The sequence below is a fragment of the Aeromonas sp. QDB17 genome, assembly GCF_027705305.1.
Taxonomy (GTDB): domain Bacteria; phylum Pseudomonadota; class Gammaproteobacteria; order Enterobacterales; family Aeromonadaceae; genus Aeromonas; species Aeromonas caviae.
Genome location: NZ_JAPDBP010000021.1, coordinates 49,076 through 75,042, shown reverse-complemented (window position 1 = coordinate 75,042; position 25,967 = coordinate 49,076). Strand labels below are relative to the sequence as shown.

Here is a 25,967-nt window from a genome sequence, read left to right as displayed (position 1 = left end):
GGTATTAGCTGGTCAAGGATGGCGATCATACCTCAGAAGCCGCGCCACGCCTCGCTCATACGAGGGGATGGTTAAGGTTTCCAGTCAATGACATCTGGTGACGGCAGTGATTGCATTGCCACACACGTGGCCGCCTTCTCAGGCGACAACAGGTCTTGTTGGCACATTCAGGGCAGACAAAGCCGTTAGGAAAACGCCAAGTGAACAGCGCGTTTTCGCACTGAGCCTCAGTGCCATAGTCCTTGAGAAACTCAAACAGGCTGTAGCCTTTCTGGAATTGGATTTTGCTTTTGGCCATGATCTCGCACCTCGATAACTGTACGTAAGATCAGTATAGTTCGTGGTAACTGACTGCTAATCATGGGTAATCATGTAGGCTTATTACTGACTCTGTAAGCCTATTTTACAAGGTACCTCTGTTGAAATCTGTTTTTTTTAACTGGCCCGCCCTTCTGATGAAACAACCCATCACATCATCAGGAGTACACCATGAGCACTACTATCAAAATCTTGCGCACCAAAGACCTCATCGCCAAGATTGGTATGGCACGCTCCACCATATACGACTGGCTCGATTCGAAGTCACCGCGCCATGACTGCACCTTTCCCAAGCCGTTCAAGATTGGCAAATCTACCAACGCTTGGTTTGAACATGACGTTGACCGTTGGCTCATCCTTCGGAGTCAGTCCTGAGTCATTCGCTTTTTAGTCACCATCAGGCTCCTTAACTTCCCATTACCATCTGAGCCAGATTATTGCTGATAGCACAGTCGAAATACTTATCTCTTCTTATATTTTATTTTCACTATTCGCCATACTCTTAGAGATGTGTTGAATTTAGGTTTATATATTATTTAATACCATTCATTACCCTCTACGTACGCTACGCATCACCACTCAACGCCATGGATACCCCAGCATCCTATTGCTACACCCGCATACCACTACACCCGTATATATAACCACATTCCACTATGAGCAACCATACCCGCTTATACGCGTGTGTCTATCACACCGCGTAGGGGTAACGCTGCCTAAGCGAGACCATCATGTTTAATACCGTTAGACTCTTGGATATCCTGACCCTATCACGCAAACTCCAGCATACGACTTTCCCAGTCGTCATCGTGGCATATACTCCTATCCGCGAGTTGCATATAGATTGCGAGAACCAGCCATTATCAACGTATCTCTTTAACGTATTGGATACCGTGTGTGATTATTTCTACTGTCACACCGAGATATCATCAGCTCACCCTACCATTGAGCTATTCCTGACTTATATGCGAGCAGTACCAAGGCTACACCTCGCTAGGATGAGTTCTCTCAACAGCCAGACTGCTCATAGACTGGCAGATGATATCAATAACGCCTTGGAAGCCTTCCTAAGCGAGTCCAAGAGTCAGCCGCACCGTAAGCGCCTCAATAACCTTCGACGCGTTGAGAAACGCAATCAGCGCAGCATAGCGACCTATATCAACAGCCTATTCGCTCAACATGCAAAGCTATTATTCATTCGCTTGGATATTGGGTATCGCGAGGCCCACTACCATCGATTAACCGTAGATAGCACCACTGATGACCTGCGTCATTACCTGAGCGTAATACAGCGGCGATTCAAACACCTGGTGGGATATATCTGGAAGATAGAATACGGTGCCGACCGGCGTTTCCATTTCCACCTCACGTTTATCTTCAATGGGGCTGAGCATCAGCAGGATGTCTCATTGGGCAAAGCGCTGGGGGAGCAGTGGGAGGCCATCACCGATGGACAGGGGAACTATTACAACTGCAATAGCAGGCGAGTACAGTATCAGGAATGGGGGACCGATGGGATAGGGATGGTGCATTACGCAGATACCGACAAACAGGCTCTACTACTGGACGCTCTCGGTTATCTGACCAAATCCGATGAGCATATATTGGCAGTCTTGCCATCGGGCCGCCGAACCTTCGGCCGAATGGAGATGCCATCACCCCAGCGTCGCATTGGTAGACCTAGGGGCACTAACAGGTGCGAATAACTCAAGAGTCTGGTCGGGGCTTCGGGTGAGAGAAGGCTGATGTGCGTTGGGGCTAACTCATTACACAACTTCCTCACCCTAGTCTCGGCACCTCTGGTAGATTGAATGTCTTTCAACCGCTCCTTAGCACCTTCGTCACTGGTGGAGTAAGGATCTTCAAATCCAATAACGAAATTGACCAGAGAAATACACACCGGCTGGTAGGGCTTGCATGATTCTATCCCGCAAGCTCACGACGCACTGGGCAGTTATGTGCGGGAGACATCCTCAAGGGACGGTGCAACGGCATGTTGGCCTTAGTGTCTTGCCTTGCCCGGTCATGCTTTCTTGTTTTAGGCGACAACCAGGGCCGTAGCTGCGGCCATTCGGTCAGGAGAAAACCCATGCAGGCACAATCCATCCCTTGGGGGCCAATCCGCTCAACCCTGACGGAGAAGTTCACGTTCGGTGACATTAAGTAACTCGTCGGCTATGGCGACTTGGATATGTCTCGGCTCGCGCACCTTGAACAAAAACCGCAGAACGGAGCATCGAAGTCGCAGCTCCTGAGTGAGATCGACAAGCAGGTAGGCACAATGGACGACAAGCGACGCAGCGTCTTTGTCTCCATCTGCTGTGAAGAAATGATGCGCCGCAAGCCAGAAGTGGTCGACGAACTGGAGCGCGTGCTGTCCAGGGTTGGCTGGAAGTTTTCCGGCACGGCGTTGATCCCGATCGAGGTTTTCGATATTGCGGAGCTGACTGACATCCCTGAGACGGCACAGGCAGATCTTCAGAAAGCCGCCAGCAGACTACGCGATGGCGACCTGAGCGGTGCATTGTCGGCCGCCTGTGGCGCCTTGGACAGTGTGACCAGCGACATATATAGCCGCCACGGCCTTGGCGATGCCGGCAAGGCGTCATTTCAGGAGCGCATCAGGAAGTCCCTCGACGCCTTGCAGGTGAAAGACCGTCTGATCGGCGAACTGGCCAACATTGGCTGGGTCGAGACCGATTACAAACCACTGTCGGCCAACCTTGATGGCTCCTTGAATCAGGCGGCGTACATCATGGCCGGCCGTGTGGGGTGATGTTCCACTCTGACCAGGGTTGTCAGTACGGCAGTCGGGCATTTCGGCAACGGCTGTGGCGCTATCAGATGAGGCAGAGCATGAGTCGGCGTGGAAACTGTTGGGACAATGCGCCGATGGAGCGGGTGTTCAGAAGCCTGAAGACGGAGTGGGTACCAGCAGAGGGATACAAGAGCGCTGAGGAAGCGCAACGGGATATCAGTTCTTACCTGATGGATTACTATAACTGGCGGCGCCCCCATCAGCACAACGATGGAATGGCGCCAGCCGAAGCCGAAAGTCGGCCTAACCAAGTGTCCGGATTTAGTTGACCACTACAGGGGCTCCACGATGAGCCGCTGCTTTGCTCCCTTCTCCCACTCTTTGCCATAAACACGGGGAGAAGGGCTGGGGATGAGGGCTAAAACGCATCCCCTAACCCTCCCTCCAAAACAACAAACAGCCCACATTACAAACACATTCACCCAACTAAAAAGACTCCATCGGTACCCATTTTTATATCTATTTAGAATAATAATTAACCACTTGCTACCATGCGTTCTTAACGAAACCCACAGCACCAAAACTAATCAATTGATTTTATTATGTAAAAAATCATTGTTCGATTTACTGCATTGAAGCGGGCCGAATAGATTCAAAGCCGTACATTTTTGTAACGGAAGCCAATCGCCGCCCTATCTAAGATGTATGCATCACTACTTGCCACTTCGGAGCAATGGATATGCGTACTCAAATCATTGACAAGAGCGTCGTCGTCTCTTCCGTGCAAGGTAATGTCCAGATACAGCTTGCGGATGGCAGCAGCCGCCCGCTTCAGCCAGGGGAAATACTGCAACCAGGGGCCAAACTCAATATCGCCGATGATGCCCAGTTAGTGCTGGCGCCCTATAACGACCGGCCGGATGCAACACCGACCACCCCAGCCGAGACCCCAGCAACAGATGCAACCGCCCAGCAGCCATCGCCGACAGGAACATCACCTGCCGGAACAGGCCAGAACGTCTCACCAGACATCGCCGCCTTGCAACAATCCATCCTGCAAGGGACTGACCCGACCCAAAACTTTGAGGCATCGGCAGCCGGCGGCGCTCCCGCCGCAGGGGGCGGCGGAATCGGCGGCGTCGCAGGCGCCAGCGGTAATGGCGGTTTTGTCACCATCGAACGCACCGGCGACGCCACCATCGCCACCGCCGGGTTTGATACCGATCACGCGCAGCCGTTATTCGTCAATCAGGTTGAAGACTCCCTACCGCTTGAAAACGAGTTAGCCGATGGGGACGAAACCATCACCACCATCGAAGGGGAAGCGATCACGGGCAATGTGCTCGACAACACCTTCAACCCGGATGGCCCGTCGGCAGCCGTTGTGCGCACCTATACCTGGGGCCCCAACCAGAATGTGTCCGCTGGCCAATCCGTGACCCAGCCTGGGGTCGGCACGCTAGTCATCAACAGCGACGGTAGCTTCACCTTTACCCCAGAACCCCACTATGACGGCCCAGTGCCGCCCGTGACCTATGTCGTGGACGATGGCAGGGATCAGGTTACCTCAACCCTGACCATCACCATTACCCCAGTGAACGATGTACCGACGGTATCGGTCGATCCAGGCAATCCGCAAGGCGCCAACGATCTGGTCTATGAGTCCGGATTACCGGGCGGCAGCAAGTCGATGGGTAGCAACAGCACGGTCGCAGAAGGCGGCTTCAAGTTGGGGGATGCCGACGGCCTCGGCGATCTGAAGTCGGTAACCATCAACGGCACGACGATCCCGATTGCCAACCTGGTGGGCGCAACCATTCCTGGGGACCACGGTACCCTGACGATCACCAGCTACAACCCGAGCACAGGCCAAGGCACCTATAGCTACACCCTGACCAGCCCGACCACCGACGTGGAGGGGGCGGCCGAAACTGACGTGTTTACGCTGACGGTGTCAGACGGAAAGGCAAACTCTGCGCCAGCTTCGATCACCATCGAGATCGTCGACGACCTGCCCCATGCGGTGAATGACAGCAACACGTTGGCGGAGGGTAATTTTGAGCCGGTAACGGGTAACGTGATCACGGGCGGCGCCGAGGGCGCGGGAGCAGACACCAAGGGAGCGGACGGAGCAGTCGTATCTGGCGTGGTCAGCAATCAGGTGCCGGGCGGCACGGTCACAGACGAGGGGGGCAACTTTGTCCTGGCCGGCGAGCACGGCTCGCTGACGCTAAATCCCGACGGCAGTTACAGCTACGTGCGCCATACCGGTACGCCGGGCGGCGTAGATGATGTGTTCACCTACACGTTGCAAGACGGAGATGGCGATACCAGCACCGCGACTTTGACAATTCACATAGGCGACTCGACACCGACGGTAGAGATCCCGGATCCAAACCCGAAACCGGATCCGGAACCAAACCCTGATCCAAACCCGAACCCCGATCCGGACGTTAGCAATAATGGCACGCGGGTATACGAATCGGGCCTGCCGGAGGGGTCAAGCGCGGGCGACGGCGGCAATAAGACCGACGGGGTGATCACCTTCACTTCGAAGGATGGCCTGAAATCGGTCTCGCTGGGTGAGGACGAGCACGGTAATCCGCTGTCGGTGCCGGATGCAACAAACGACGCGACCAAGGTCAAAGTGCTCATTACCGAAGATACGACCGGCAAGCTGGAAGCCTATTACGAATACGATGCGGCGACCGGCGAAGGGAAGATCTACTACAGCTACACCCTGCTGGACAACACCTCGGGGGATAATACCCAGGTAAGCTTCCCGGTGGTTATCACGGATATGGATGATGACACTTCATCGGGCGATCTGGTGATCAAGATCGTGGATGATGTGCCGACGGCCAAGGCTGACGTGGCATCGGTGGATGAAGGCAGTACCGTGACGGGCAACGTGGTCACGGGGGTTGGCATCGGCTCGATGGCAGACATCTTTGGTGCGGATGGCGCAAATGCCAGTGCAGTCGTGGGCGTCAAGACAGGGGATGATACCTCGACCTCGGCGAGTGGCTCGGTGGGCACTGCACTGACGGGCACCTATGGCGTCCTGACCCTGAATGCGGACGGTAGTTATAGCTACAAGAGCACGGCCAATGCGATCAGTGCGGATGCGGTGGATACCTTTACCTACACCATCAAGGACGGCGATGGTGACCTGAGCACCACAACGTTGAAAATCAACGTGGCGAACCAGACGGTCACGGGCGGGGTGGGTAGCGAGTCCGACACCAGCGTGCTGGAAGCAGCATTGTCGTTTGGCAGCAACCCGACCAGCAACGAAGAGGTGGCGACGGGCACCCTGACAGGGATGGGTGGTGCAGGCGGGTACACGTTTACGGCGGGAACCTTCACCGGTGCCTACGGTACTCTGGTGATCAACACTGACGGTAGTTACACCTATACCCTGACCAGTGCACCGGATGTGAACCCTGGGAACAACGGTAATAACGTCCAGGCCAGTGAAAGTTTTAGCTTCCAGGTGACAGATACGGATGGCAACAGCGGTAACGGTACCCTGGTCATCGATATCGTGGATGATGTGCCGACGGCCAAGGCTGACGTGGCATCGGTGGATGAAGGCAGTACCGTGACGGGCAACGTGGTCACGGGGGTTGGCATCGGCTCGATGGCAGACATCTTTGGTGCGGATGGCGCAAATGCCAGTGCAGTCGTGGGCGTCAAGACAGGGGATGATACCTCGACCTCGGCGAGTGGCTCGGTGGGCACTGCACTGACGGGCACCTATGGCGTCCTGACCCTGAATGCGGACGGTAGTTATAGCTACAAGAGCACGGCCAATGCGATCAGTGCGGATGCGGTGGATACCTTTACCTACACCATCAAGGACGGCGATGGTGACCTGAGCACCACAACGTTGAAAATCAACGTGGCGAACCAGACGGCTGAAGTGACGACGAATGTGGCAGGGCCAGACTCGACGGTCAATGAAGCGGGCTTACCGGGTGGCTCGATAGCGGGCGATAGTGAAACAGATACTGGCAGCTTCCAAGTAACGGCGACGGACGGTATCACGAAGGTCACTATAGGGGGGCAAGAGTTTACCTTGGCCCAGCTCAAGGTCTTCAGTGAGTCCTCACCATCGCTCGGGATCAACACAGGTGAAGGCACACTCAAGGTAACGGGTTACACCAGCCCGGACGGCGACAAGAGTGCGACGATAACCTACACCTATACGCTTAATGGGCCGCAGACACATACCCAACCGGGTAACGATACCCTGACGGATACGGTGTCGGTCACTGTGACCGGGCTGGGCGGCAATACAGGCAGCGGTACCCTGAAGATAGATATTATCGACGATACTCCAAGCGCCAATCCTGTCGGTAGCAGTGGTCAAGTGGTTAGGCATAGCGATACCAACCTGATGATTATACTCGATATTTCCGGTAGTATGGGGCCGGGGTATGCATCAGGCGTTGAGGGGATGACCCGTCTGGATATCGCCAAGAATGCCCTGCTGGAGTTGTTCGAACAGTATGAAGCGCTGGGGGCGGTGAAAGTCACCTTGGTTACCTTTAACGCGTCTTCGTCAATTAACAAGGTGTGGGTGGATATCGCTGAGGCCAAGACGGCAGTGCTGGGGCTGAGCGCCAACGGTAATACCAACTATGATGCCGCACTAATCAATGCTATCACCGCCTTCGGCCAGACCGGTACCTCTGGTGGCAAGCTGACGGGTAGTGATGTGCAGAATGTGGCGTACTTCCTTTCTGACGGTCTGCCCAATACACCGAGCGGAGATGCTGGTATCTCCAGTGACAACGGTACCGCAACGGATTGGCCGACGCTCTACAACGATACCAGCGGCAACAATAACAACGCTTCCGAGGAGCAGACCTGGATCAATTTCCTTAAGGCGAACCAGATCCAGTCCTATGCCCTTGGTATGGGGACGGGGGTCACTGCCAGCGCTTTGAACCCAATCGCCTATGACGGCAGGGTTGGGGGAGGTAATACCAATGCCATCGAGGTGACTGACATGGGTCAACTGACTCAAACGTTGGTATCTCTGGCCCAGGCTTCGCCGTTGCTTGGCAATTTGACGGACAACAGCGGCGGTTATGGCGCTGATGGTGGTTATGTGCGCAGCCTCACAATAGGCTCAACCACTTACACCTACAACAAGGCAACCGGCACAGTCACTGGCGGTGGCACGCTGACGGGCAACGACCTGAGCATCTCCTTGGGCAATGGTTCGAGCCTGGTGGTTAACATGCTCACCGGTAAATATACCTATACGCCGCCGAGTGCCATTACCACGGCCGTTATTTTAAATATCGGCTTCACCTTGAGTGATAATGATGGCGATATGGCCAGCTCGACCCTGAGTATCACTGTCAATCCTGATAGTCAGCCTGCGGTGATCCGCGACGATCTGGTGCTGACCAATGTGAATGCTCAAAGTGGTCAGGACATTATCGATATCCCGCGTTGGGCGCTACTGGCTAATGATACGGGGAGGGATGGCCTGCTGATTTCGTCGGTATCCGGGGCAAGCAGTGGTAGCGCAGCATTGAATGGTGACAATGTGCGCTTCACTGAAAATAGCAGTAGTAACAATAATGTTACTGACGGCGGCAGCTTCAACTATGCGGCTTCCCTGGATGGTGTAAGTATTGGGAACGCAAATGTGGTAGTGACTCGTTCGGCCGGTAGCAACCTCCTCACGGGCACCTTCCGTGATGAGATTCTGCTGGGACGTGACAACGCCAGCGACACGCTCAATGGCGCTGCTGGTAACGATATCCTTATTGGCCTGGGTGGTGACGACAGCCTGATTGGCGGCGCTGGCAATGATATCTTGGTTGGCGGTGCAGGCGGAGACACCTTGGATGGCGGCTCGGGCGCCGATACATTTATCATCGCTGCCGTAGCGGGTATTTCGTCGGATTCTGCTCGGGTTAACGTCTCCGGTAATGGCAATGATAGGGGTCAGGATACCATCAGTGGTTTCGACTTTACGGAAGATACCATCAGGATCGTGGCAACCAATGTGGCGAACTTCACGCATGGCACCCATACGGCGATCGGTACGGGAGGAAGCGGCACTGATGGTTCAGGTGTGGACAGCTACACAACCTCGACAGGTCTTATCAATCTCGATGGTAATGGCAGTTTCGCTGATCCCGGTGATGTTGTTCTGACCTTTACATCAACCACTGGCACGTTCAACGAGGCGAATTTCGAGTCTCGCTTGCAGTACGAGCTGTACGGGAACAGCAGCAACAACGTGATCACCGGCGGGGCGCTCAATGACTACCTTGATGGTGGGGCGGGTAACGACACCTTGAACGGTGGAGCGGGCAACGACACCCTGATTGGCGGCTTGGGCAACGATAGCCTAAGCGGTGGCGCTGGCAACGATCTGCTGATCGGCGGTAAGGGCAGCGACACCATGACGGGCGGTAATGGCCACGATATCTTCAAATGGCTGGCGGGGGATGCTGACACAACAGGTACCATAGACACCATCACTGACTTTACTGCGGGTAGTGGCGCTAATGCGGATGTGCTGGATCTAAGTGAGCTGCTGAATGGTGAACATGCCAACACAGCCTCTCTGGATCACTATCTGACATTTGCACGTTCAAGCGCTACGACGATGACCCTGACTATCGATACCAATGGCGCTACCACTACTGGTGGCATGACCCAGACGGTTGAGTTTACCGGTATGTCGGGTTTGCCAACAGAGCACACAACCAGCCTGCAGATCATTCAGTACCTGCTGGAGCAGGGCAATCTTAAGGTTGATCCTTAACCAGACCATGGGGCCGGACTTATCCGGCCCCTATTATTTGGTCTGGAGGATGGCTAAGATAACGGCTGTATCAGGAGAAGGCCGCCATGGAATCATTTAACTGGATCGACATCGACGGGATCCGCTATCGCTGGGACGGTGAAGAGAGCATTGTCTGCACCGGCCGCTTTGGCTATCAGACGTCGATGACGGGCGACCGGATCAGCTCGCTGGAGCTGGAGAGTGAAGATGGCGAGGTGGCGGGTACTCTCAATGTGGATTTTGCCGCCGCGCACATCAGCTTTACCCCGGCGGCGGGGGCCAGTTTGCCACAGATGATGGTGCTGGTCGGCCACGAGCAGGGGCAGCAAGAGTATTCGCTCCAGAGCCTGAGCGACTGCCCGTTGCAGGAGCTGCTCAGTTACGGCGAGAGTCTTGACTGGAGCGCGCTGGCGGTGCCCGCATCCGCACACGCACTCTCACCCACCCACACGCCCCCCCAGGGTCAGGTGTTGTCGTGGGACTCTTTTCATTTTGAAGAGGAGTCGCTGCTCGGCCCCCCGGCATCGGTTGCTGCGCTGGCGGGCCATGGCAGTCTGCTGGGTAGCGAGATCAGTATCAATATCGATATAACGGATCAGGTGCTGGGGCATATTCCTCCGCTGCACGAGATGTAAATCTCATTTGACGACGGGCATAATGACCTCCATCACCTTGATGGAGGTTTTTATGTGGCGTCCCTTGTTGTCTCTCTCTGCGCTGCTTGTCAGCGTTCCCCTGCTGGCTATCGAGACGCCCCAGGCGCCTCATCTGGTGGTGAGCGGTTATGCCGAGCAGAAGGCCGAACCCGATATGCTGACCCTTAATGTGGCGGTGACGGCGCTGGAAAAACAGGGCATCCAGGCCAAGCAGCAGGTGGATACCAAGGTAGCCGCCTTCTTCGGCCAGCTTGAGAGCCTTGGCATCAAGCGCAGCGATGTGGAGGCCGGCAACCTGCTGATCGCCCCTGAATATCGCTATTCCCAGAACAAGCCGCCCGAGAGGGTTGGTTATCGCGCCCAGCGCCAGCTGACGGTCAAGCTCTATCAGCTCGACAAGTTGAGCCAGCTGATGGATACCGCCCTGGCGGCAGGGTTGGAGTCTGTTTCCCAGATCGAGTACGGTCTCAAGTCACCGCAGACGATCAAGGAGCAGGCTCGCCTTGGCGCGGTGGCCGACGCCACAAACAAAGCGGAGTCCCTGGCCAAGGCCTTTGGCATGAAGCTGGGCAAGGTTTACAGCGTGGAGTATCGCAACAGCTCCCCCGTCCCCGTCTATAGCCGAGCCATGAAGGCCGCCGCCCCCGCCGCCGATATGGTGGAAAACAGCTATCAACAGCAGCAGATCAGTGTCACCGACAGCGTAGACGCCGTCTTCCTGCTGGAGTGAGCAAAAGCCCCAGTCTTGGTTCGGGGAGGCTGAAGGAGAACACCACCCTCACCCTGACCCTCTCCCTGAGGGAGAGGGAACCGATCGGGGGATCGGCAAGTGCGGGGATCCACAATGTGCCGCCGCTCTGCTCCCTTTTCCCATTCTTTGTTATAAACAGGGGGAGAAGGGCTGGGGATGAGGGGGGATTTGGCTTTAGGCATGCAAAAACTGAGAGCCGATATGGGCGACGTGCATGGCACCAAGCCTGTTATCGCCGCACTCGTCTATGACTCCATCAAGTGGTCATCCCTGTTGCTCAGGATGTTGGCGACTAGATAAGCGTAACCTTCATGCACCTGAGAACCGCAGGAGGGCCTGCAGCGCTTCGCGCTGCGGGACAACATGCCCCACGCCATCGAACACTATCAGCTCATGGTAGATCCAGGTGGTCCACTCTGGCTGCTTAGCTGGCGGGTGGCAACAAAGACTTTACGCAGCAAAGCGGAGGCCTTGACGGTGGGATCGGTGGCCAGGGCGACCAGTCCTTGGATAAGGGTAGGCATCAGGTGATTCCTGGGCGACATGGGCCCCCATTGTACCCGGTTTCGGCCGTTTGGATTGCAGGGTTGCAAGCGGAATGACCCCAGCCCCCTCGCTGACCGGATTTGGGCCTTGCTTTGGCCGTTGGTCAAGAGTGCAAAGCGGGACCGCAGACCCGCACATGTCCCCCGATATCGATCAACTGCCGCTCAAGGTAGTCAGCCAGCTCTGCGCCGGAGCGCGGGCCAGCGCTTCATGCTGGCTCTGTAGTGATCATTCGAGTAGGCGGCAGTCTGGTATCTATTCCCCCTGAATGTTTTTTCTTATAGATACCGACATGGCCGCAGCCATCAGTACCATAGGCGTGGACTCAATGAAGGAGACATACCCAATGACCAAGAGCAGAATCGAAGCCGTCGAAGTGTGCGAAGGTATTCTCAGGAAGGAAATAGAGTACAACGAGAAGAACAATATATACCCCTCCATCAACGCAACAGTCAGGGTTCTGCTCCGGCAAAGCCAAACCATGGCACCAGTCTACGAAGAACTCTGCGAACTGCTCGCCCTGGAACGGTATGTGGCTAGCTTTCTGGACGCGCTGATCAGCACATTCACCTTCTGGGATGAAGACGACATGCGCAAGGCCAGGGAAGATCGTAGCAGGCTCATCCAAGTTAACGAGGACATATCGGATCTCGCCTCTCGCCTGGCTGATTTGCTGAGGGAGAGAGAGGACATCTGTAATCGAGCTGGGTTCGGGTGTGAAAGAGAAACCGGTCTGGCAGCACTATTTGATCGTGCAGGTGAGCACAACCCGCTCTATACCATGTACCCCCAGGATGAATTTTTACGCCTTGCGCACAGATATGATTACAAGTACTGGCCAAGCATTGAAGACCTGCTCAAGGTGCTGGCGTGCGACGCGGAGCAATCGGAGGTGTACGCCCACGACGCGGAAACGGAGGCTGGTACTTCATCCAGAAAGCCATCACAGTATGACGTCCTTCGCGCATTCCAAGCCAAATTGGATGACTACGCACTCGGCGGCTCACTTCCATCCAATCTCAGACTGTCTGACAGCGCCATGGCCACTATCCTGAACTGCATTACGGAGCTCGACGCAGACTCCCTGGTCACAGCCGAATACATCAAGAGCTTTCGACAGAAGGAACGAGAGAGGTTCAAATCACGACGGCAGTAGATCGCATGCTATAGGTTTGTCCTGTACACCAATTCGTGCCTATCATCGCACCACCACATAGGTAGGATTTGTGCTTTTTTCTGATTGCCTTCGTAGAACGTTCGCCATTCCGCTTTTACCGCATAGTCCGCATTTTGACAGTTCAACGCGATTTGGTTGATGAATTCAAACATCGTAATAACAAGCTACTTTTCCAACACGATCCAAAAAAATCTCAGTTATATATCATCGCCATGAACACCTTCCGGGACTGCCTTTGCAGTCCCTTTTTCATTGGAGATTTTCGTATGGCTCACTTCATCGACACCATGGCCTACACCGGCCAAACACCTTGGCATGGCCTCGGCAATCTATTGCCTGCACAGCAATCGCTCGATACCTGGTTGCAAGCTGCCGGGATGGATTGGACCATCGAGCAGAGCGATGTGATGTTTAACGTGGCTTCCGATGCCCTGCATATCCGCCCCTACAGCGATAGCAAGGTGCTCTACCGCTCCGATACCCTGACACCGCTCTCGGTAGTCTCCCAACGCTACAACGTGGTACAGCCCCACGAGGTGCTGCACTTCTATCAAGACTTGGTGGAAGCCGGTGGCTTTGAATTGGAAACGGCCGGCTCGCTCAAAGGCGGTCGCAAGTTGTGGGCGCTGGCCCGTACCGGCCAGGACATGAAACTCAAGGGCGGGGATGTGGTGAAGTCCTATCTGCTGCTCGCCACCAGTTGCGATGGCACCCTCTGCACCACGGCCCAGTTCACCTCCTTGCGGGTGGTCTGCAATAACACCTTGCAGATGGCCCTACGCGATAGCAGCGGGGCCATCAAGGTCCCCCACTCTACTCAGTTCGATGCGGCTGCGGTGAAAGAGTCGCTGGGACTCGGCCTCTCCCATTGGGATGAGTTCAAAGCCCAAACCAAGGCACTAGCGCAACGCCCGGTCGCCCCTGAAGAGGCGCTGCGTTTCTTTAGTGACCTGCTAGCCCAACCGCTGGATGACGAAAACATCATCCTCACCCGTCCAGTACAACGCCTGCACGAGCTCTATCAGGGAGCCGGAATGGGGTCTGATTTATCGAGCTCCCGCAATACCGCCTGGGGGCTGGTCAATGCGGTGACCGAATACGTGGATCACCATCGCCGTGCCCGCAGTCAAGATCACCGGCTCGACTCCGCTTGGTTCGGTCAGGGGGCGCAGCTCAAAACCCAGGCATTAAACCAAGCGCTGACGCTGTTGCAGTAATGGCCGTATCCATCTAGGATATAAACTAAAGATTATATTGGTGCGCTATGTGGACAGTAAAAACGACCGAGCTGTTTGATGTTTGGTTTGATGTGCAAGATGACGCGACGCAGGAAAAAGTCTTGGCTGGACTACTCGCCTTGGCGCAGGGTGGCCCATCGATAGGCCGCCCCTTGGTCGATACCATCAAGGGCTCGCGTTTTACAAACTTGAAAGAGCTGAGGGTGCAGCATCAGGGAGAGCCGCTACGTGCATTCTTCGCCTTTGACCCGTTGCGACAAGCCATCGTGCTATGTGCTGGTAACAAGGGCGGGAACGAGAAGCGGTTTTACAAAGAGATGCTGCCGTTGGCAGAGGCACAGTACGCCAGGCATCTGGCTGAGTTGGAGGAAAAGTAATGGGAAGAACACTAGACGATTTGCTGGCCTCCCGTTCAGAAGAGAGTCGGCAACGCATCCAGGAAATGGCTAACGAGCTGTTGCTGGAGGTGCGTATACAGGCGTTACGCGAAGAGCTGGAGGTGTCGCAGGTTGAGTTGGCCAAGGCACTCGGTGTCAGTCAGCCTGCCGTCGTGGCGATGGAGCAACGTGGCAGTGATATCAAGCTATCCACCATGAAACGCTATGTCGAAGCCATGGGCGGCAAGCTGCGTGTGGATGTCGAGTTGCCAACCGGACGACACATCGGATTCAACGTCTGACGCCGTTGCGACGACCCGATAACAGGCATCTACCAATGTAGATCGCTCTTCAACACCCCTATCCTGAGGCTGCATTTGCAGCCTCTTTTTCATTCCATCAGATAGCAAAAATCCCCTTACCCGGACTGGTATAAGCCAATCCGGGCGGGAATGTTTATGCCGCCGACAAGGAGCAATGATGAAAGCAAAAGCCAAATACGGTCAGGCCATTCGTTTAGCCTCCACCACCGACCTCTCTCGCGAACAGTGGTTGGCGATCCGCAAGCTGGGGCTCGGCTCGTCCGATGCCGCCGTGGCGGTGGGCCTCTCGCCCTATAAGTGCCCGCTGTCGCTGTGGCTGGAGAAAACCGGGCGCAAGGAGCCGGAAGATATCTCCCACAAAGAAGCTGTGTTGTGGGGTATCGAGCTCGAACCGGTCTTGGCACAGGTCTACGCCAAGCGCACTGGTTATCGGGTGCGTCGGGTCAATGCGGTACTCCAGCACCCGGAGCATCTGTTTATGCTCGCCAATCTCGACCGGGAGGTGGTGGGCCACCCCGACGGCCCCGGCATCCTCGAAATCAAAACCGCCAGCTATCACAGTGCGCCGCAATGGGAGGAAGGCGTGCCGGTCGCCTACCAGTGTCAGGTACTGCATCAGCTGGCCGTCACCGGTCATGCCTGGGCGGAAGTGGCGGTGCTCATCGGGGGTCAGGATTTTCGGATTTACCGCATCGAGCGCGACGAGGAGAAGATCCGGGATCTCACCGAACGAGAAGCGCAGTTCTGGCATCAGGTCACGAGTGACCAGCAACCCGATCCCGATGGCTCGGAAGATGCAGGCTCGGCGCTAGCCTGGCTATTTCCCCGCGATGACGGGGAAACCGTCGATCTCTCCGATTCGCCCGAGTTCAACCAGCTGTTCGGGGAGTTGCTGCATCTGCGTGAGCACAAGGAGGAAGTGGAGCTACGCGAATCGCAGATCAAGCAGCGGCTACAGGCCACGTTGGGCGAGGCCACTGCGGGACTCTTTGCCGACGGCAAGATCACCTGGAAACGCAGCAAGGATCGGCTGGCGCCCGATCTGGACCGGCTCGGTCAGGATCATCCCGACCTGCTCAGCCACTACGTCAAACCGGTGCCCGGCTCACGCCGATTCACCATTCAGGCAGTTCACACTGCCAGGAGACACACACCATGATCAAAGGACTAGCGATTACCCCGCCCGTGATCGGGCGGATCTGTATTGGCAGGCTGGTACAGAAAGAGGGGAAATGGGTGCCGGAGAAGGACGACAGTTTCACCCTCACCACCCAGGTCCAGCAAAAGGGGGGATGGTTACTCCATCCCTTGCATCAGCAGTTCGCTCAAGGGCATGAGCAGGCCAAGATCCGCGCCATTCCGGTGCGGGTGCTGTTCAATGACAGCGACCTGAACCTGCGGGCAGAGTACAGCGCCTTTGACCGCCAAACTGGCAGACCGCTCTGTGTCGGCAATGGAGAGATGGCTAAACGGGTGGGGGCACAAGGGATGGAGGAGGTCAGTTGCCCCGGTCCGGAGCGCTGCCCTTATGGCCAGCAGCAGGGCTGCAAGCTGTACGGACGACTGAACCTGTTTGTGGAGGGACAGGGGGATGAACTCGGCAGCTTTATCTTTCGCACCACCGGCTATAACTCGGTACGGACCCTGGCGGCACGGCTCAAGTACTTTGAGGCGGTGAGTGGTGGCCTGACTCGCTACCTGCCGCTGACCTTACGGCTGCGGGCCAAGAGCACCACCCAGTCCTACCGTACCCCGGTCTACTACGTGGATTTGACCCTGCGCGATGAACTGACCCTGACTGAGGCAGTCTGTCAGGCACGGCAGGAAGCGTTGCTGGATGATGAGGCTGGGCTGACGATTAGCGAGATGGAAGCCGTGGCGCGGGCGCTACTGCGCAATGGTCAGTTCGAGGAAGTGGATGAAGAGGTGCCAATGCTGCTGGAAGAGTTTTACCCCCAGGTGGAGGAAGGGGAGCATTCGACTGCCGAACCAGCACCGCAAACAGTGGCCCAGCCACGGGGAACGCGAGCACGGGCATCCCCGTTAACCAACAAGCTAGGCAAGGACGCCACACCGGCACCCGGTACACCCTAACTCAGGATTTGGCCAGGCGCTCGACCAACCGCTCAAATGTCTCCAGCAGCAATGCCCGGTCGTCGCTGTCCAGCCGGGCGAGTTTCTGCCCCAAGACGATACCCTGCTCAGTTGGGCGCGGGCTGGTTTCGCGCAAGAAATCGGCCAGCTCGCACCCAAACAGCTGAGCCAGTTCAGCCAGCCGGGCAATGGTCGGCACCACGATACCGCGCTCCATCCGAGAGACGGCTTCCATCCCGATCTTTAGGTGCTCTGCCACCTGTTCCTGGGTCAGTCCCGCCTGCTGGCGCTGCCGCCCAATCGCCTTACCCACGCTTTTAGCCAGCAACTCAACTTTGATGTTCGTCATAAGTCCTCCAATCAACCCATATGGTTGAATGGAGACCCATTGACATGAAGGACCTGTAGGGTTGAATATCAACCTATTAGATCTTTTTCATTGAAATACATGGACCTGAATTGAATGGAGCTCTCCCTACGATCTAACACCTGACTCTCCCACGATGGCTTTGGTCATCTGCCAGCACGCCTGCTGACAACACGTTTATCACGCTCAACCAACCGACCATCTCGTCGGATAGGTTCCTATTGCCAAAAATCATGAAATGGAGAACAAACATGTTAATCCCACTGCTATGGATCGGACTTGCTCTACTGCTAGGTATTGTTGCCTCTGGCAACGGGCGCTCATTCTGGGGTTGGTTCATGCTCGGACTGCTTATCGACCCAATTTTGGCTGGATTATTTTACTGGTTGATTTGCAAAGACTGACATAGCGTTCACCTGATGCACATGCTTATGCGTCAAGGATTAATAATTAAGGTTGACAATATGGGTCTTTTTAAAACACTCACAACAATAAATGGCAATAGCTTAGGTGGTCTTATTATCAAGCTCATTTATAAAGTACCTAAGATGAGCGACGAGGCGATTATTGATATTGTTACAGGTAGAAAATGGGCTCCTGAATTCATCAAGATTTTAGCTGCCAAAGAAGGCGCGAAGCGTTCTCTGAAGATATAACATCACAGGGTATCGTCATGATGCCCTTTCTTTTTATGGCCCCGACCAATGGGATTCAAAAATATGCAAATAATGCGAATGCTACGAGTGGCAACGATGGTAGCTCTGCTAAGTTGCTCGGGCACAACCTTTGCTGCCGATGATGCACTACAGATTGAATCGAAAATCCCCACCACCCTCAGCGGAACACTCGGCTATGCCAGTCTGCAATATTGGATAGAAGTGCCAGGCAAAGGGAATGTGGAATTACTCACCGATGCCGACGATGAGGGAGGGCTTATCGAGCTCGTAGGGAAACCGGTATCGCTCAACGGCGCCATGGTGACCTACTCAAACGGGAGTGTCTATTTCGAACCCAAATTCTCGGCCCCAACCTCACCTGGACTATCCATCAGCCAGCAAGACGACGGCACCATCGAGGTAGCCAATGGCGAGCAGGTACTGTTGAGCACTGACATGTACCATTCCATTACCATCAAACATGAGCAACCACTGGCTCAGGGAAAAGCCGTGTTACTCGAACTCAACACCGGGGGAGTCGCCTGCCCAGTACTCTATCAGCTGGCCGTCATCCGTTCGGATGCACTTCCCCTGCTCACTCCCACCTTCGGCACCTGTAGCGACCTTGGCAAGCTGAAGCATGACACCAACGGCTTCACGTTGGCCCTGCCAGGCAACCCTGCCGAAACCTGGGCCTGGGATTCCCGTACCCTGACGTTGCACAAATAGCGTCGTCACTTTTCCACACTGATAACAGGGCACCCACAAGGTGCCCTGTTTCGTTTTTATGCCTGACCACAAGGAGTTAACTTCATGTCTCGATTCACCCCAGGCGATCATCTGGTGACCGCTCGCCTCGGTTATACCCACCACGGCCTCTATGTCGGGGGCGACCTCGTTATCCACTACCAGGGGCCTAATCTCGGCCTACCCGGTGAAATCGTGATGACCTCTCTGGATGCGTTTTCCGATGGTAAGCCGGTCTGGTGCAAATTTTGCCCTGTCAGGCGGTATGACCGAACAGCGAGCCTCAAACGTGCCCGCACACGGCTGGGCGAGCATCGATACGATGTGTTGTTCAGTAACTGTGAACACTTCGTGATGTGGTGCATCCACGGTATCCACCACTCGACACAGGTTAGTCAGGTAGCAACGGCGGTGGCGAAAGCGGCCCTTCGTACTCCACAGACTACTATCATTCCCCCAGCTATGACTGTGTTGAGCCGCGAGCGCACCACGTCTGATTACATAACGCTCGCCACCTCTGCTATCACCCTGACCACCCTCGCGACATCGCCAAGCTGGGTCCCCCTGGCAACCGGCGCATTAGCCCTTCACGCAGTCAGCCGCCTCTGGTCCTGGCTCACCGACTGAGCCACTGCCTACCCTCGCACAACAAGGAGCACAACCTATGACTATTCCCTTCTACCGGGACGGCTTTGCCCTGCCCGTCACCCCCGCCCTGCTGGCTCTGCTCAGTCAGGAAGCCGAACGAACCGATCTCGATCTGGGGCGCTGCACCCAGCTGACCTTCAACTTCCGTAACCCCGGTTACAGCGCCGAGCAAGGCGGCATACATCCGGTCGAGATACGCTTGGTGCGCGGTCTTGACGACTGGCTGTTCGATTACGTCACCGACTTCAGCTACCAGGGGCTCGGCCATGATGCCGAGCTCTGCAAGGAGATCGACTTCAACTTCCTCGATGGGGAACACACCATGTTGGGCTGGGGACCGCTGCGGCTGGCCGAAGCGCGGGAATTGTTCGATATCTGGCAAAGCAACTTCATTGCCTACTGCCGGTTGGAATGCTTCAGCGTCACGGTCGCAGGAGATTAGGAGGTCACGATGACCCAAGAATTAGCTCTCTCCCACTACTCACGCCAGTGGCTGGGACGAGTCGCCACCAGCGCCAAGCTAACCCCCACTCGCAGTGGTCAGCGTTGGCTGCTGCACCTGACACCGAATAGCCCACCAGCCCGCACAGTCACCTTGCAAGTGCGTTGATCTGGCGTGCAGTGGCAACTGCTCTCCCTCACCAATGCCGAGGACTGGCACACCATGAGCCAGCCCGTGGATGAAATCTGTGTGGACCCTAAGCGTCGCTGTTTCTGGCGCAGCCAGGCAGGACCCGTCCCACTCTCTGAGCAGCCCCGCGTGCTGGGAAGCTTTATGAGTGACCTGCAGCGTGCCTGCATCCATCACGGCTATCGTGTGGAGAGTGGCCCCTTACCCCAAGAGGAGGCACAAGATGCCAAAACAACCGGTAGCCGTTGAACTTGAAGCCATCAATCGTAATGGCGAGACGCAAGTGGTTCGGGGCAGCGCCCTGCCCGTGCACGGCTACGGCGTTTACTTGCGAGCGGTAGAAGCCAGTGGATTGGCGCTGGCTACCTGGATAGCTGACTACGACACTATCGGCCAAGCCTATGAGCTGGCGGAACGGCTGAGCGTTGCGCTCGCTATCCCGCTCACCCTGCAGGTCCCCGGATTGCTGATGCCGGTGAAGCGTGCCCCTACAGCCGGAGCAGGAGCAGAAGCCGCCACCAAGACCAACTGAACTACCCTCAAAGTGAACCAACAACCGCTCTACCTTTAACCCCGACATGCTTCATGCGTGCCGGGGTTTTGTTTATTTGGAGAACCCTACATGCGTTACCACAAACTGAAAGCTGGGGAATGCCCCGGCACCTATGTCGTCACCGAACCAGTGACCGAGCAAGACCTGCTGCGCATCGCCAACCAGATTGCCCGCAAACGCCTGGCCAAAGGCACCGCTATCACCAGTACCACTGAGGCCGCCGAACGGTTACAAACCTTGCTGCAGGACCGGGAGCACGAAGTGTTTGGTGCACTGTTCCTCGACTCCCAACATCGTGTACTGGCCTTTGAGGAGCTATTTCGCGGCACTCTCGACAGTGCCAGCATCTACCCACGGGAAGTGGTCAAGCGGGCCTTGCTACTCAACTGCGGGGCCATCATCGCCGTCCACAATCACCCCAGCGGTGACCCGGAACCCAGTCAATCTGACCGGGTCTTTACCCAAGCCCTCAAAGAGGCCTTGGCGCTGGTGGATGTGCGACTGCTCGACCATCTGGTAGTTGGCGCTGAGGGCATGGTATCCCTGGCCGAAAGAGGTCAGCTATGAGCCTTACTCCAGACAAAACCCACCTCACCGCCCTCGATATCATCCTCGAATTGCGTTGCTGGCTTGCTGACAACGTCGAGATGCAGGCCGAGCCCGCCATCGTGGCTCACCTGCCGAGCGGCTACCAACTCACCCAGAGCGATTGTGTCGAGGCCATCGATGCGCTGCTGCATCATCTGCGCCGTTAGCCAATCCAAGAAGGGACACGCACCATGCGATTACCCAATCCCTATGCCCTTGAGGAAACCCTGGGCAAGCTACGCCATGGCCTGACAACCGCCTGCAACGAGGATGCGCTGACGTTGCTGGAAAAGGCCGTCACCAAGGCCCGTGACGACGAGGGTTATGCCAAGCAGTTTGAAGAGACCTTGCTGCGGGGATCCACCATCGAGATCCGCGAGTGCCTCAGTTGTTTTGGCGACTACTTCGAATGCTCCAGCGACACACCGCCCTATTACCCGCACCACGACGCCGTCAACGGCATTGATTGTGCGCTCTACGCCATCCTGTTCGATGCGGCTTACCAAGACGCAGCGCGGGCACAGCAATAACATGCATGACGATCGCCGAATAACATGCATACCGATCACATTTCCACCAGATAACCTGGGTCATCAAACCAGGATCATCAGGTCCAACACCATGATCCGGATATCCCGACACAACCCCCAAGGCCACCTCACCAAGGTGGCCTTGTTCATTTCAAGGATTCATCCACATGTCTGCTTTTATGATCGACCGCAAGGATTACCTGGCCTTTGCCGTGCAGTTGCACCGCTTTTGCAACGCACCCATGCCACCTCATTACACCCTTGAGTTGTTGCGCACCCTCTGGTGGAACCCGCCAGTAGATACGACCAGTACCTGGACGTGGCGAATAGACAGGCTGGTACGGTTGATGATGCTCGCCAACCACCGTGCAGTCTGGCGTCGCTATCAGCTGGGGCGTCAGCAGGAGCGTAAGGAGTCACGCCAACATGCCTCTACCAAGCTAAGTCCATTTAAACCTGCCCACCATTACCACCAGACACCACTCACCGATACCGAGCTGGTGGCTCTGTACAAATTCACCTGCTGCGCCCTGTACCAATCGAGCGAATGGACCGGGAGTCCAGAGCAGGCACCTCGGTTGGTAAAGGTAATACAGCAGTTGCAGCAGGCCATGGCGCAAGACGTGCTGACCCGCCTGTCACTGTGGGAGCAAGCCCCCTGGGGGGAGATGCGATGAATCTCTCCACCACCCTGACCATGACGAGTTCACAGCCGGACAGCACAGCCGTGCTAGCCCAACGTATCGCCGAGGACATGGCACACCTGCATCACCGTCTGCGTGATGGGGCCAGTGATGAACTGGGCATCAGCATCAGTTACCTGGTCGAAAAATTTGCGGTGTTGGCAGCGGCTTACCGTGCACCTGCAGAAATGGAGAAACACCCATGATCGAATTCAACGACAGCTTTAGCCAGGCCTCCGTAGCGGAGGCCATGTGTGCTCACTCAGGGCTTGCCAAGCTCATCAGTCAGCAGTTGATGCTGCCGGGCTTTGCCTATGCCCACGATGTGGAGGGGCGACGTATTGGTGGCCCGCTGGTGGCCCCCAACCCTGTGTTGCACAAGACCACGCTCTTTGTCAGTCCACGGGATATGCGTGAACACCTGCCACGAGAGATTCACTTCGCCCGCTTTCGCTGCGCCTGTAATGCAGCGGGTCAACCGGTCGGCGAGTGGCAACGGGTGATTGTTGGAGCCTACGTCAACCACGGCAGTAACGACACGCCGGATTGGAGTAGTCATACCTGAGTCACGGCCACCAGTACAAACAAGACCTCATGCAGCCCCTCACACCGAGGGGCTGTTTGCATTTTAAGGACCCCACCCATGCACGACCTGAGTGATTACAAAACCCTGACCGCTCGGCAGATAACCACAGCCATCGGTCAGCTCAACCACAGCACCGCGCCGAAGATAATGACCCACCTGGGATTGCGGGCCAGGCAGCCGCAACCGCTCGGTAATGGCCGCAGCAGAACCAAAGCCCTCAAGCTGCTGCGCAGAGTCAAGAAGGCTCACCAAGCGGGGCGTATCCCGTTCGAGCTCACTGTGACGGGTTGCCGCATCGACCGGGGTAGCCATCAGGCTGACCGCTACTACTACGACCGGACGCTACTGGCTCAAGGTTGGCAGCAATACGATACCGAGGAAGACGCCTGGTACTTCGGTATCTGGATTAATACCGAGAAGCTGGAGACCTTTACCTATGCCGAGGGAGATACCAGCCATGTGATTGCGCCAAACGTCGAGGCGTTTCGCGCTGAATTGGCGCGGCTATACCACTACCACCCACAAGCCCCGGCGTTTATCAGTATCGACCCCGAGGCCAACACTGTGACCCACCACGTTGAAAGCAAGCCGGAGGTATGAAATGGCCAAACACATCACCATCAAGGTGCCCGGCAAACATCCGCAAACCGGCGAGCTCACTACCTTCGAGCTCAAGGGGCAGCGCATGGATATCGACATCGGCGGACAAGCTGTGCCCTTTCTCATTCACGGGAGGGGCATCGGTACGTCGCTCACTCACATCCCAAGCGGCTACCGCATCGCATTGCTCGGCGGCTGGCTCACTGCGCGTTACGCAATCCCTGAGAATAAGCCCAGCAGAGCGACCTGCGCTCAAATGGCCATCGCCCGGCTGGTGGCTCAATACGGCTCGCGGCACCTGCTAGACCGGCTCAATTGCAAGCCGGTTATCAATGAGATGGCTGACTGCGCTCGTTGACGCCCTACTGTCTCCGCTCATCCACAAACAACATAAAGGGCCAGCCCTCAAAGGCTGGCCCCTTGCATCATTGGAGTCACCGAACATGACCCGTCTTATCACCGGACTCGAGGTGCATCGCTATGCCCCCGAGCTCAACAAACTGCACCTGCGAAACCGTCAGACACTACCCGCTCCCGGCATCACCACCATCAAGCAAGCCAAAGCCCGCCTGTTTGCTCGTTAGCAACCTGGGCATCAGGTGACCATCACCGTGAGCCATCCCGACTACATCAATCTTTCTCGGCTCTACCGGGGGCGGCTGACAAACCTGACCGAACTCCCTGAGCACCTGACCAGACTACGCCAGCGCCACAACGTGCCCGGCACCTGCATCGACATTCAACTGAGGTATCGCTAATCATGACCACGACAACCACCCACACCAACAACCAACACCCCGTAGCGCCAGACCACCCCACTCGGATTTTTGCACAGTGGGGTTTGCCCCATACCGTGACGCCACGCTTTGGCGCTCGTCTGATACAGAGTCGCTACCGGCTCGATTTTCTATCCGATCGGGCCAGTCTGATCGGTGAATGGAGTGAGACGCAGATAGCCAAGCTCGACCTGGCTTTCCCGGAGGTCATCAAGGCTCTGGAAGCCAAGCTGCTAACCGGCGAGCTGGATGCTCAACGTCAGCACTGCATCACTATCCAGCACGGCGGCTTTACCTGCGAAGCCGACACCCTCGGTAGCCATGGCTATGTCTATATCTGTATTTACCCTGCGGCGAGCATGGACGCCAATCCTGACCGCAAGGCGTGACCACACATCCGCTTGTGGTAACATTTTTAAACCTACTCGTCCGTGATAAGTGGGTGGGTCTTGGGGAAGGCCAATTCATGACCTTCCCTTTTTTTGGTGACGCTGTTTTTTTTGAGGTTGCTCCCAGTGACTTCGATACCAACTGGCCCCAAGTAGGTCGCTGTGACAAGATAAGCCCCTGTTTTATCTCGATCTGGTTGCCCGATGAAAGAAACCCTGCCCAGCTATGAAGCCATGATGCCTGCCGTGCTCAAGGTATTGGCCGATGGTGTCGCCCGCTCTCTACGTGAGGTATTCGAGCGGGTTTGCCAGCACTACGCCTTTACTCCGGAGCAGTTGGCTGACACCTTGCCCAGTGGTCGCCAAACCACGCTGCGCAGCCGGGTTGGCTGGGCCAAGACCTATCTGGTCAAGGCAGGACTCATCGAGCAACCCAAGCGGGGCATTTGCCTTATCACCGAACGGGGTAAGGCGGCGCTAGTCTCGGGACATACTATCGACAACCGCTATCTGGCCCAATTCAACGAGTTCGTGGCGTTTACCCTGGCCTCCAGTGAGAGCGCAGGCAATACGCAACAAGCCATAGCGATCCCGACAGACACGCCAACACCAGAGCAGGCCAGCACCCCTCAAGAGCAGATTGAGCAGGCACTATCTGCCATCAATCGCTCCCTTGCCGATGACCTGCTTGCCGAGATCTTGGGCCTTTCCCCTCGTTTCTTTGAACAGCTGGTGGTCGATCTGATGGTGGCCATGGGCTATGGCGGCAGCCAGCAGGATGCCGCCCGCACCACCCGTTACCAAAGCGATGGCGGCATCGATGGCATCATCAAGGAAGACCGGTTGGGGCTCGACTCCATCTACCTGCAGGCAAAGCGCTACACCGACAAAACCGTGGGGCGTCCCGAGATCCAGTCCTTCGCGGGGGCGCTGGATCTGCACAAGGCCCGCAAGGGGGTCTTTATCACCACCTCCAGCTTTAGCCGTGAGGCGCAGGAGTATGTCGGACTGATTGAGAAGCGCATCGTGCTGATCGACGGTGCCCGTCTTGCCGCCCTGATGATCGAATACGGCGTCGGCGTCACTACCCGCCAGACCCTCACCATTAAAACCCTGGATTCAGATTACTTTTTGGAAGAATAAATCGTGGCTAAA

General features: G+C 56.2%; 30 protein-coding genes and 2 pseudogenes. 30 read left to right on the top strand and 2 right to left on the bottom strand.

The window, feature by feature from the left end:
* Positions 1 to 76: 76 nt before the first annotated feature.
* Positions 77 to 298: pseudogene (locus tag OKC41_RS16825) on the bottom strand (transposase); the annotation flags it as partial.
* Between the two features lie 191 nt (positions 299 to 489).
* On the opposite strand from OKC41_RS16825, the gene OKC41_RS16820 reads away from it, so the two are divergent.
* The 13 genes and pseudogenes from OKC41_RS16820 to OKC41_RS16760 all read left to right on the top strand — a co-directional run bounded on the left by OKC41_RS16820 (position 490) and on the right by OKC41_RS16760 (position 17,058).
* The gene (locus tag OKC41_RS16820; protein ID WP_236766415.1) at positions 490 to 693 is read left to right on the top strand and encodes an AlpA family transcriptional regulator; all 204 of its coding nucleotides are present in this window, start codon (positions 490 to 492) and stop codon (positions 691 to 693) included.
* A 356-nt stretch (positions 694 to 1,049) separates the two neighbouring features.
* Positions 1,050 to 2,024 (top strand): inovirus-type Gp2 protein, encoded by a 975-nt coding sequence (locus OKC41_RS16815; RefSeq protein ID WP_270672191.1) that lies wholly within the window; start codon positions 1,050 to 1,052, stop codon positions 2,022 to 2,024.
* 575 nt (positions 2,025 to 2,599) lie between these two features.
* Positions 2,600 to 3,094: a hypothetical protein gene (locus OKC41_RS16810; RefSeq protein WP_270672190.1), complete on the top strand. Its 495-nt coding sequence runs from the start codon at positions 2,600 to 2,602 to the stop codon at positions 3,092 to 3,094.
* A pseudogene (locus OKC41_RS16805) lies at positions 3,088 to 3,405 on the top strand (integrase core domain-containing protein); the annotation flags it as partial. The gene OKC41_RS16810 and the pseudogene OKC41_RS16805, both read left to right, overlap by 7 nt.
* A gap of 410 nt (positions 3,406 to 3,815) precedes the next feature.
* Positions 3,816 to 9,875, top strand: coding sequence for a retention module-containing protein (locus OKC41_RS16800; RefSeq protein WP_270672189.1), 6,060 nt, complete (start codon positions 3,816 to 3,818; stop codon positions 9,873 to 9,875).
* A gap of 86 nt (positions 9,876 to 9,961) precedes the next feature.
* Positions 9,962 to 10,531 (top strand): hypothetical protein, encoded by a 570-nt coding sequence (locus OKC41_RS16795; RefSeq protein ID WP_270672188.1) that lies wholly within the window; start codon positions 9,962 to 9,964, stop codon positions 10,529 to 10,531.
* A gap of 52 nt (positions 10,532 to 10,583) precedes the next feature.
* The gene (locus tag OKC41_RS16790) at positions 10,584 to 11,282 is read left to right on the top strand and encodes an SIMPL domain-containing protein (RefSeq protein ID WP_270672187.1); all 699 of its coding nucleotides are present in this window, start codon (positions 10,584 to 10,586) and stop codon (positions 11,280 to 11,282) included.
* An 859-nt stretch (positions 11,283 to 12,141) separates the two neighbouring features.
* Positions 12,142 to 13,005 carry a hypothetical protein gene (locus OKC41_RS16785; protein ID WP_270672186.1) on the top strand — a complete coding sequence of 288 codons (864 nt, stop codon included), beginning with the start codon at positions 12,142 to 12,144 and terminating at the stop codon, positions 13,003 to 13,005.
* 287 nt (positions 13,006 to 13,292) lie between these two features.
* On the top strand, positions 13,293 to 14,243 hold the full coding sequence (locus OKC41_RS16780) for a DUF932 domain-containing protein (protein WP_270672185.1): 951 nt from the start codon (positions 13,293 to 13,295) through the stop codon (positions 14,241 to 14,243).
* 47 nt (positions 14,244 to 14,290) lie between these two features.
* Positions 14,291 to 14,641, top strand: coding sequence for a type II toxin-antitoxin system RelE/ParE family toxin (locus OKC41_RS16775; protein ID WP_128313514.1), 351 nt, complete (start codon positions 14,291 to 14,293; stop codon positions 14,639 to 14,641).
* Entirely contained in the window at positions 14,641 to 14,943 is a 303-nt protein-coding gene (locus OKC41_RS16770; protein ID WP_128313513.1) for a helix-turn-helix domain-containing protein, read from the top strand. The genes OKC41_RS16775 and OKC41_RS16770 overlap by 1 nt, the downstream gene beginning before the upstream one ends.
* 178 nt (positions 14,944 to 15,121) lie before the next feature.
* Positions 15,122 to 16,123 carry a YqaJ viral recombinase family protein gene (locus OKC41_RS16765; protein ID WP_128313512.1) on the top strand — a complete coding sequence of 334 codons (1,002 nt, stop codon included), beginning with the start codon at positions 15,122 to 15,124 and terminating at the stop codon, positions 16,121 to 16,123.
* Positions 16,120 to 17,058 carry a hypothetical protein gene (locus OKC41_RS16760; protein ID WP_052815691.1) on the top strand — a complete coding sequence of 313 codons (939 nt, stop codon included), beginning with the start codon at positions 16,120 to 16,122 and terminating at the stop codon, positions 17,056 to 17,058. The genes OKC41_RS16765 and OKC41_RS16760 overlap by 4 nt, the downstream gene beginning before the upstream one ends.
* Before the next feature lies 1 nt (position 17,059).
* Here the strand turns inward: OKC41_RS16760 and OKC41_RS16755 are convergent, their stop codons facing one another.
* Positions 17,060 to 17,407, bottom strand: a complete 348-nt coding sequence (locus OKC41_RS16755) for a helix-turn-helix domain-containing protein (RefSeq protein ID WP_029303609.1) — start codon at positions 17,405 to 17,407, stop codon at positions 17,060 to 17,062.
* Positions 17,408 to 17,889: 482 nt separating this feature from the next.
* On the opposite strand from OKC41_RS16755, the gene OKC41_RS16750 reads away from it, so the two are divergent.
* The 17 genes from OKC41_RS16750 to OKC41_RS16670 all read left to right on the top strand — a co-directional run bounded on the left by OKC41_RS16750 (position 17,890) and on the right by OKC41_RS16670 (position 25,955).
* Positions 17,890 to 18,081 carry a hypothetical protein gene (locus OKC41_RS16750; RefSeq protein ID WP_200164040.1) on the top strand — a complete coding sequence of 64 codons (192 nt, stop codon included), beginning with the start codon at positions 17,890 to 17,892 and terminating at the stop codon, positions 18,079 to 18,081.
* 96 nt (positions 18,082 to 18,177) lie between these two features.
* Positions 18,178 to 18,810 (top strand): hypothetical protein, encoded by a 633-nt coding sequence (locus OKC41_RS16745; RefSeq protein ID WP_247141956.1) that lies wholly within the window; start codon positions 18,178 to 18,180, stop codon positions 18,808 to 18,810.
* 84 nt (positions 18,811 to 18,894) lie between these two features.
* The gene (locus OKC41_RS16740) at positions 18,895 to 19,455 is read left to right on the top strand and encodes a lecithin retinol acyltransferase family protein (protein ID WP_270672183.1); all 561 of its coding nucleotides are present in this window, start codon (positions 18,895 to 18,897) and stop codon (positions 19,453 to 19,455) included.
* Between the two features lie 37 nt (positions 19,456 to 19,492).
* Positions 19,493 to 19,918, top strand: coding sequence for a DUF2787 domain-containing protein (locus tag OKC41_RS16735; RefSeq protein WP_270672182.1), 426 nt, complete (start codon positions 19,493 to 19,495; stop codon positions 19,916 to 19,918).
* A 9-nt stretch (positions 19,919 to 19,927) separates the two neighbouring features.
* Complete coding sequence (locus OKC41_RS16730; RefSeq protein WP_270672181.1) at positions 19,928 to 20,086, top strand: hypothetical protein; 159 nt, start codon at positions 19,928 to 19,930, stop codon at positions 20,084 to 20,086.
* A 244-nt stretch (positions 20,087 to 20,330) separates the two neighbouring features.
* The gene (locus tag OKC41_RS16725) at positions 20,331 to 20,639 is read left to right on the top strand and encodes a hypothetical protein (protein ID WP_021137990.1); all 309 of its coding nucleotides are present in this window, start codon (positions 20,331 to 20,333) and stop codon (positions 20,637 to 20,639) included.
* 90 nt (positions 20,640 to 20,729) lie between these two features.
* Positions 20,730 to 21,227, top strand: coding sequence for a DNA repair protein RadC (gene radC / locus OKC41_RS16720; RefSeq protein WP_021137991.1), 498 nt, complete (start codon positions 20,730 to 20,732; stop codon positions 21,225 to 21,227).
* The gene (locus OKC41_RS16715; RefSeq protein ID WP_021137992.1) at positions 21,224 to 21,415 is read left to right on the top strand and encodes a hypothetical protein; all 192 of its coding nucleotides are present in this window, start codon (positions 21,224 to 21,226) and stop codon (positions 21,413 to 21,415) included. The genes radC and OKC41_RS16715 overlap by 4 nt, the downstream gene beginning before the upstream one ends.
* 24 nt (positions 21,416 to 21,439) lie before the next feature.
* Positions 21,440 to 21,778, top strand: coding sequence for a hypothetical protein (locus OKC41_RS16710; protein ID WP_238138594.1), 339 nt, complete (start codon positions 21,440 to 21,442; stop codon positions 21,776 to 21,778).
* Between the two features lie 167 nt (positions 21,779 to 21,945).
* Positions 21,946 to 22,455, top strand: a complete 510-nt coding sequence (locus tag OKC41_RS16705; protein WP_021137994.1) for a hypothetical protein — start codon at positions 21,946 to 21,948, stop codon at positions 22,453 to 22,455.
* Complete coding sequence (locus OKC41_RS16700; RefSeq protein WP_021137995.1) at positions 22,452 to 22,667, top strand: hypothetical protein; 216 nt, start codon at positions 22,452 to 22,454, stop codon at positions 22,665 to 22,667. Before OKC41_RS16705 ends, OKC41_RS16700 begins: the two co-directional genes overlap by 4 nt.
* Positions 22,664 to 23,026: a hypothetical protein gene (locus OKC41_RS16695; protein WP_270672180.1), complete on the top strand. Its 363-nt coding sequence runs from the start codon at positions 22,664 to 22,666 to the stop codon at positions 23,024 to 23,026. Before OKC41_RS16700 ends, OKC41_RS16695 begins: the two co-directional genes overlap by 4 nt.
* Before the next feature lie 78 nt (positions 23,027 to 23,104).
* On the top strand, positions 23,105 to 23,647 hold the full coding sequence (locus OKC41_RS16690; RefSeq protein ID WP_270672179.1) for a hypothetical protein: 543 nt from the start codon (positions 23,105 to 23,107) through the stop codon (positions 23,645 to 23,647).
* Position 23,648: 1 nt separating this feature from the next.
* The gene (locus OKC41_RS16685; protein ID WP_021137998.1) at positions 23,649 to 24,005 is read left to right on the top strand and encodes a hypothetical protein; all 357 of its coding nucleotides are present in this window, start codon (positions 23,649 to 23,651) and stop codon (positions 24,003 to 24,005) included.
* Positions 24,006 to 24,090: 85 nt separating this feature from the next.
* Positions 24,091 to 24,231: a hypothetical protein gene (locus tag OKC41_RS16680; RefSeq protein WP_270672178.1), complete on the top strand. Its 141-nt coding sequence runs from the start codon at positions 24,091 to 24,093 to the stop codon at positions 24,229 to 24,231.
* Between the two features lie 176 nt (positions 24,232 to 24,407).
* Positions 24,408 to 24,812, top strand: coding sequence for a type IV toxin-antitoxin system YeeU family antitoxin (locus OKC41_RS16675; protein WP_270672177.1), 405 nt, complete (start codon positions 24,408 to 24,410; stop codon positions 24,810 to 24,812).
* A gap of 204 nt (positions 24,813 to 25,016) precedes the next feature.
* On the top strand, positions 25,017 to 25,955 hold the full coding sequence (locus OKC41_RS16670; protein WP_171269279.1) for a restriction endonuclease: 939 nt from the start codon (positions 25,017 to 25,019) through the stop codon (positions 25,953 to 25,955).
* Positions 25,956 to 25,967: the final 12 nt, after the last annotated feature.

Excerpts from the sequence above, each read along its gene's own strand:
- OKC41_RS16730 (WP_270672181.1), top strand. The coding sequence starts at position 19,928 with ATGACCCAAGAATTAGCTCTCTCCCACTACTCACGCCAGTGGCTGGGA.
- OKC41_RS16785 (WP_270672186.1), top strand. The coding sequence starts at position 12,142 with ATGGCCGCAGCCATCAGTACCATAGGCGTGGACTCAATGAAGGAGACA.
- OKC41_RS16810 (WP_270672190.1), top strand. The coding sequence starts at position 2,600 with ATGGACGACAAGCGACGCAGCGTCTTTGTCTCCATCTGCTGTGAAGAA.
- OKC41_RS16735 (WP_270672182.1), top strand. The coding sequence starts at position 19,493 with ATGACTATTCCCTTCTACCGGGACGGCTTTGCCCTGCCCGTCACCCCC.
- OKC41_RS16775 (WP_128313514.1), top strand. The coding sequence starts at position 14,291 with ATGTGGACAGTAAAAACGACCGAGCTGTTTGATGTTTGGTTTGATGTG.
- OKC41_RS16680 (WP_270672178.1), top strand. The coding sequence starts at position 24,091 with ATGACCCGTCTTATCACCGGACTCGAGGTGCATCGCTATGCCCCCGAG.
- OKC41_RS16820 (WP_236766415.1), top strand. The coding sequence starts at position 490 with ATGAGCACTACTATCAAAATCTTGCGCACCAAAGACCTCATCGCCAAG.
- OKC41_RS16685 (WP_021137998.1), top strand. The coding sequence starts at position 23,649 with ATGGCCAAACACATCACCATCAAGGTGCCCGGCAAACATCCGCAAACC.
- OKC41_RS16695 (WP_270672180.1), top strand. The coding sequence starts at position 22,664 with ATGATCGAATTCAACGACAGCTTTAGCCAGGCCTCCGTAGCGGAGGCC.
- OKC41_RS16750 (WP_200164040.1), top strand. The coding sequence starts at position 17,890 with ATGGGTCTTTTTAAAACACTCACAACAATAAATGGCAATAGCTTAGGT.
- OKC41_RS16700 (WP_021137995.1), top strand. The coding sequence starts at position 22,452 with ATGAATCTCTCCACCACCCTGACCATGACGAGTTCACAGCCGGACAGC.
- OKC41_RS16765 (WP_128313512.1), top strand. The coding sequence starts at position 15,122 with ATGAAAGCAAAAGCCAAATACGGTCAGGCCATTCGTTTAGCCTCCACC.
- OKC41_RS16740 (WP_270672183.1), top strand. The coding sequence starts at position 18,895 with ATGTCTCGATTCACCCCAGGCGATCATCTGGTGACCGCTCGCCTCGGT.
- OKC41_RS16800 (WP_270672189.1), top strand. The coding sequence starts at position 3,816 with ATGCGTACTCAAATCATTGACAAGAGCGTCGTCGTCTCTTCCGTGCAA.
- OKC41_RS16710 (WP_238138594.1), top strand. The coding sequence starts at position 21,440 with ATGCGATTACCCAATCCCTATGCCCTTGAGGAAACCCTGGGCAAGCTA.
- OKC41_RS16815 (WP_270672191.1), top strand. The coding sequence starts at position 1,050 with ATGTTTAATACCGTTAGACTCTTGGATATCCTGACCCTATCACGCAAA.
- OKC41_RS16760 (WP_052815691.1), top strand. The coding sequence starts at position 16,120 with ATGATCAAAGGACTAGCGATTACCCCGCCCGTGATCGGGCGGATCTGT.
- OKC41_RS16675 (WP_270672177.1), top strand. The coding sequence starts at position 24,408 with ATGACCACGACAACCACCCACACCAACAACCAACACCCCGTAGCGCCA.
- OKC41_RS16780 (WP_270672185.1), top strand. The coding sequence starts at position 13,293 with ATGGCTCACTTCATCGACACCATGGCCTACACCGGCCAAACACCTTGG.
- OKC41_RS16725 (WP_021137990.1), top strand. The coding sequence starts at position 20,331 with ATGCCAAAACAACCGGTAGCCGTTGAACTTGAAGCCATCAATCGTAAT.
- OKC41_RS16790 (WP_270672187.1), top strand. The coding sequence starts at position 10,584 with ATGTGGCGTCCCTTGTTGTCTCTCTCTGCGCTGCTTGTCAGCGTTCCC.
- OKC41_RS16705 (WP_021137994.1), top strand. The coding sequence starts at position 21,946 with ATGTCTGCTTTTATGATCGACCGCAAGGATTACCTGGCCTTTGCCGTG.
- OKC41_RS16690 (WP_270672179.1), top strand. The coding sequence starts at position 23,105 with ATGCACGACCTGAGTGATTACAAAACCCTGACCGCTCGGCAGATAACC.
- OKC41_RS16770 (WP_128313513.1), top strand. The coding sequence starts at position 14,641 with ATGGGAAGAACACTAGACGATTTGCTGGCCTCCCGTTCAGAAGAGAGT.
- OKC41_RS16670 (WP_171269279.1), top strand. The coding sequence starts at position 25,017 with ATGAAAGAAACCCTGCCCAGCTATGAAGCCATGATGCCTGCCGTGCTC.
- OKC41_RS16715 (WP_021137992.1), top strand. The coding sequence starts at position 21,224 with ATGAGCCTTACTCCAGACAAAACCCACCTCACCGCCCTCGATATCATC.
- OKC41_RS16755 (WP_029303609.1), bottom strand. The coding sequence starts at position 17,407 with ATGACGAACATCAAAGTTGAGTTGCTGGCTAAAAGCGTGGGTAAGGCG.
- radC (WP_021137991.1), top strand. The coding sequence starts at position 20,730 with ATGCGTTACCACAAACTGAAAGCTGGGGAATGCCCCGGCACCTATGTC.
- OKC41_RS16795 (WP_270672188.1), top strand. The coding sequence starts at position 9,962 with ATGGAATCATTTAACTGGATCGACATCGACGGGATCCGCTATCGCTGG.
- OKC41_RS16745 (WP_247141956.1), top strand. The coding sequence starts at position 18,178 with ATGGTAGCTCTGCTAAGTTGCTCGGGCACAACCTTTGCTGCCGATGAT.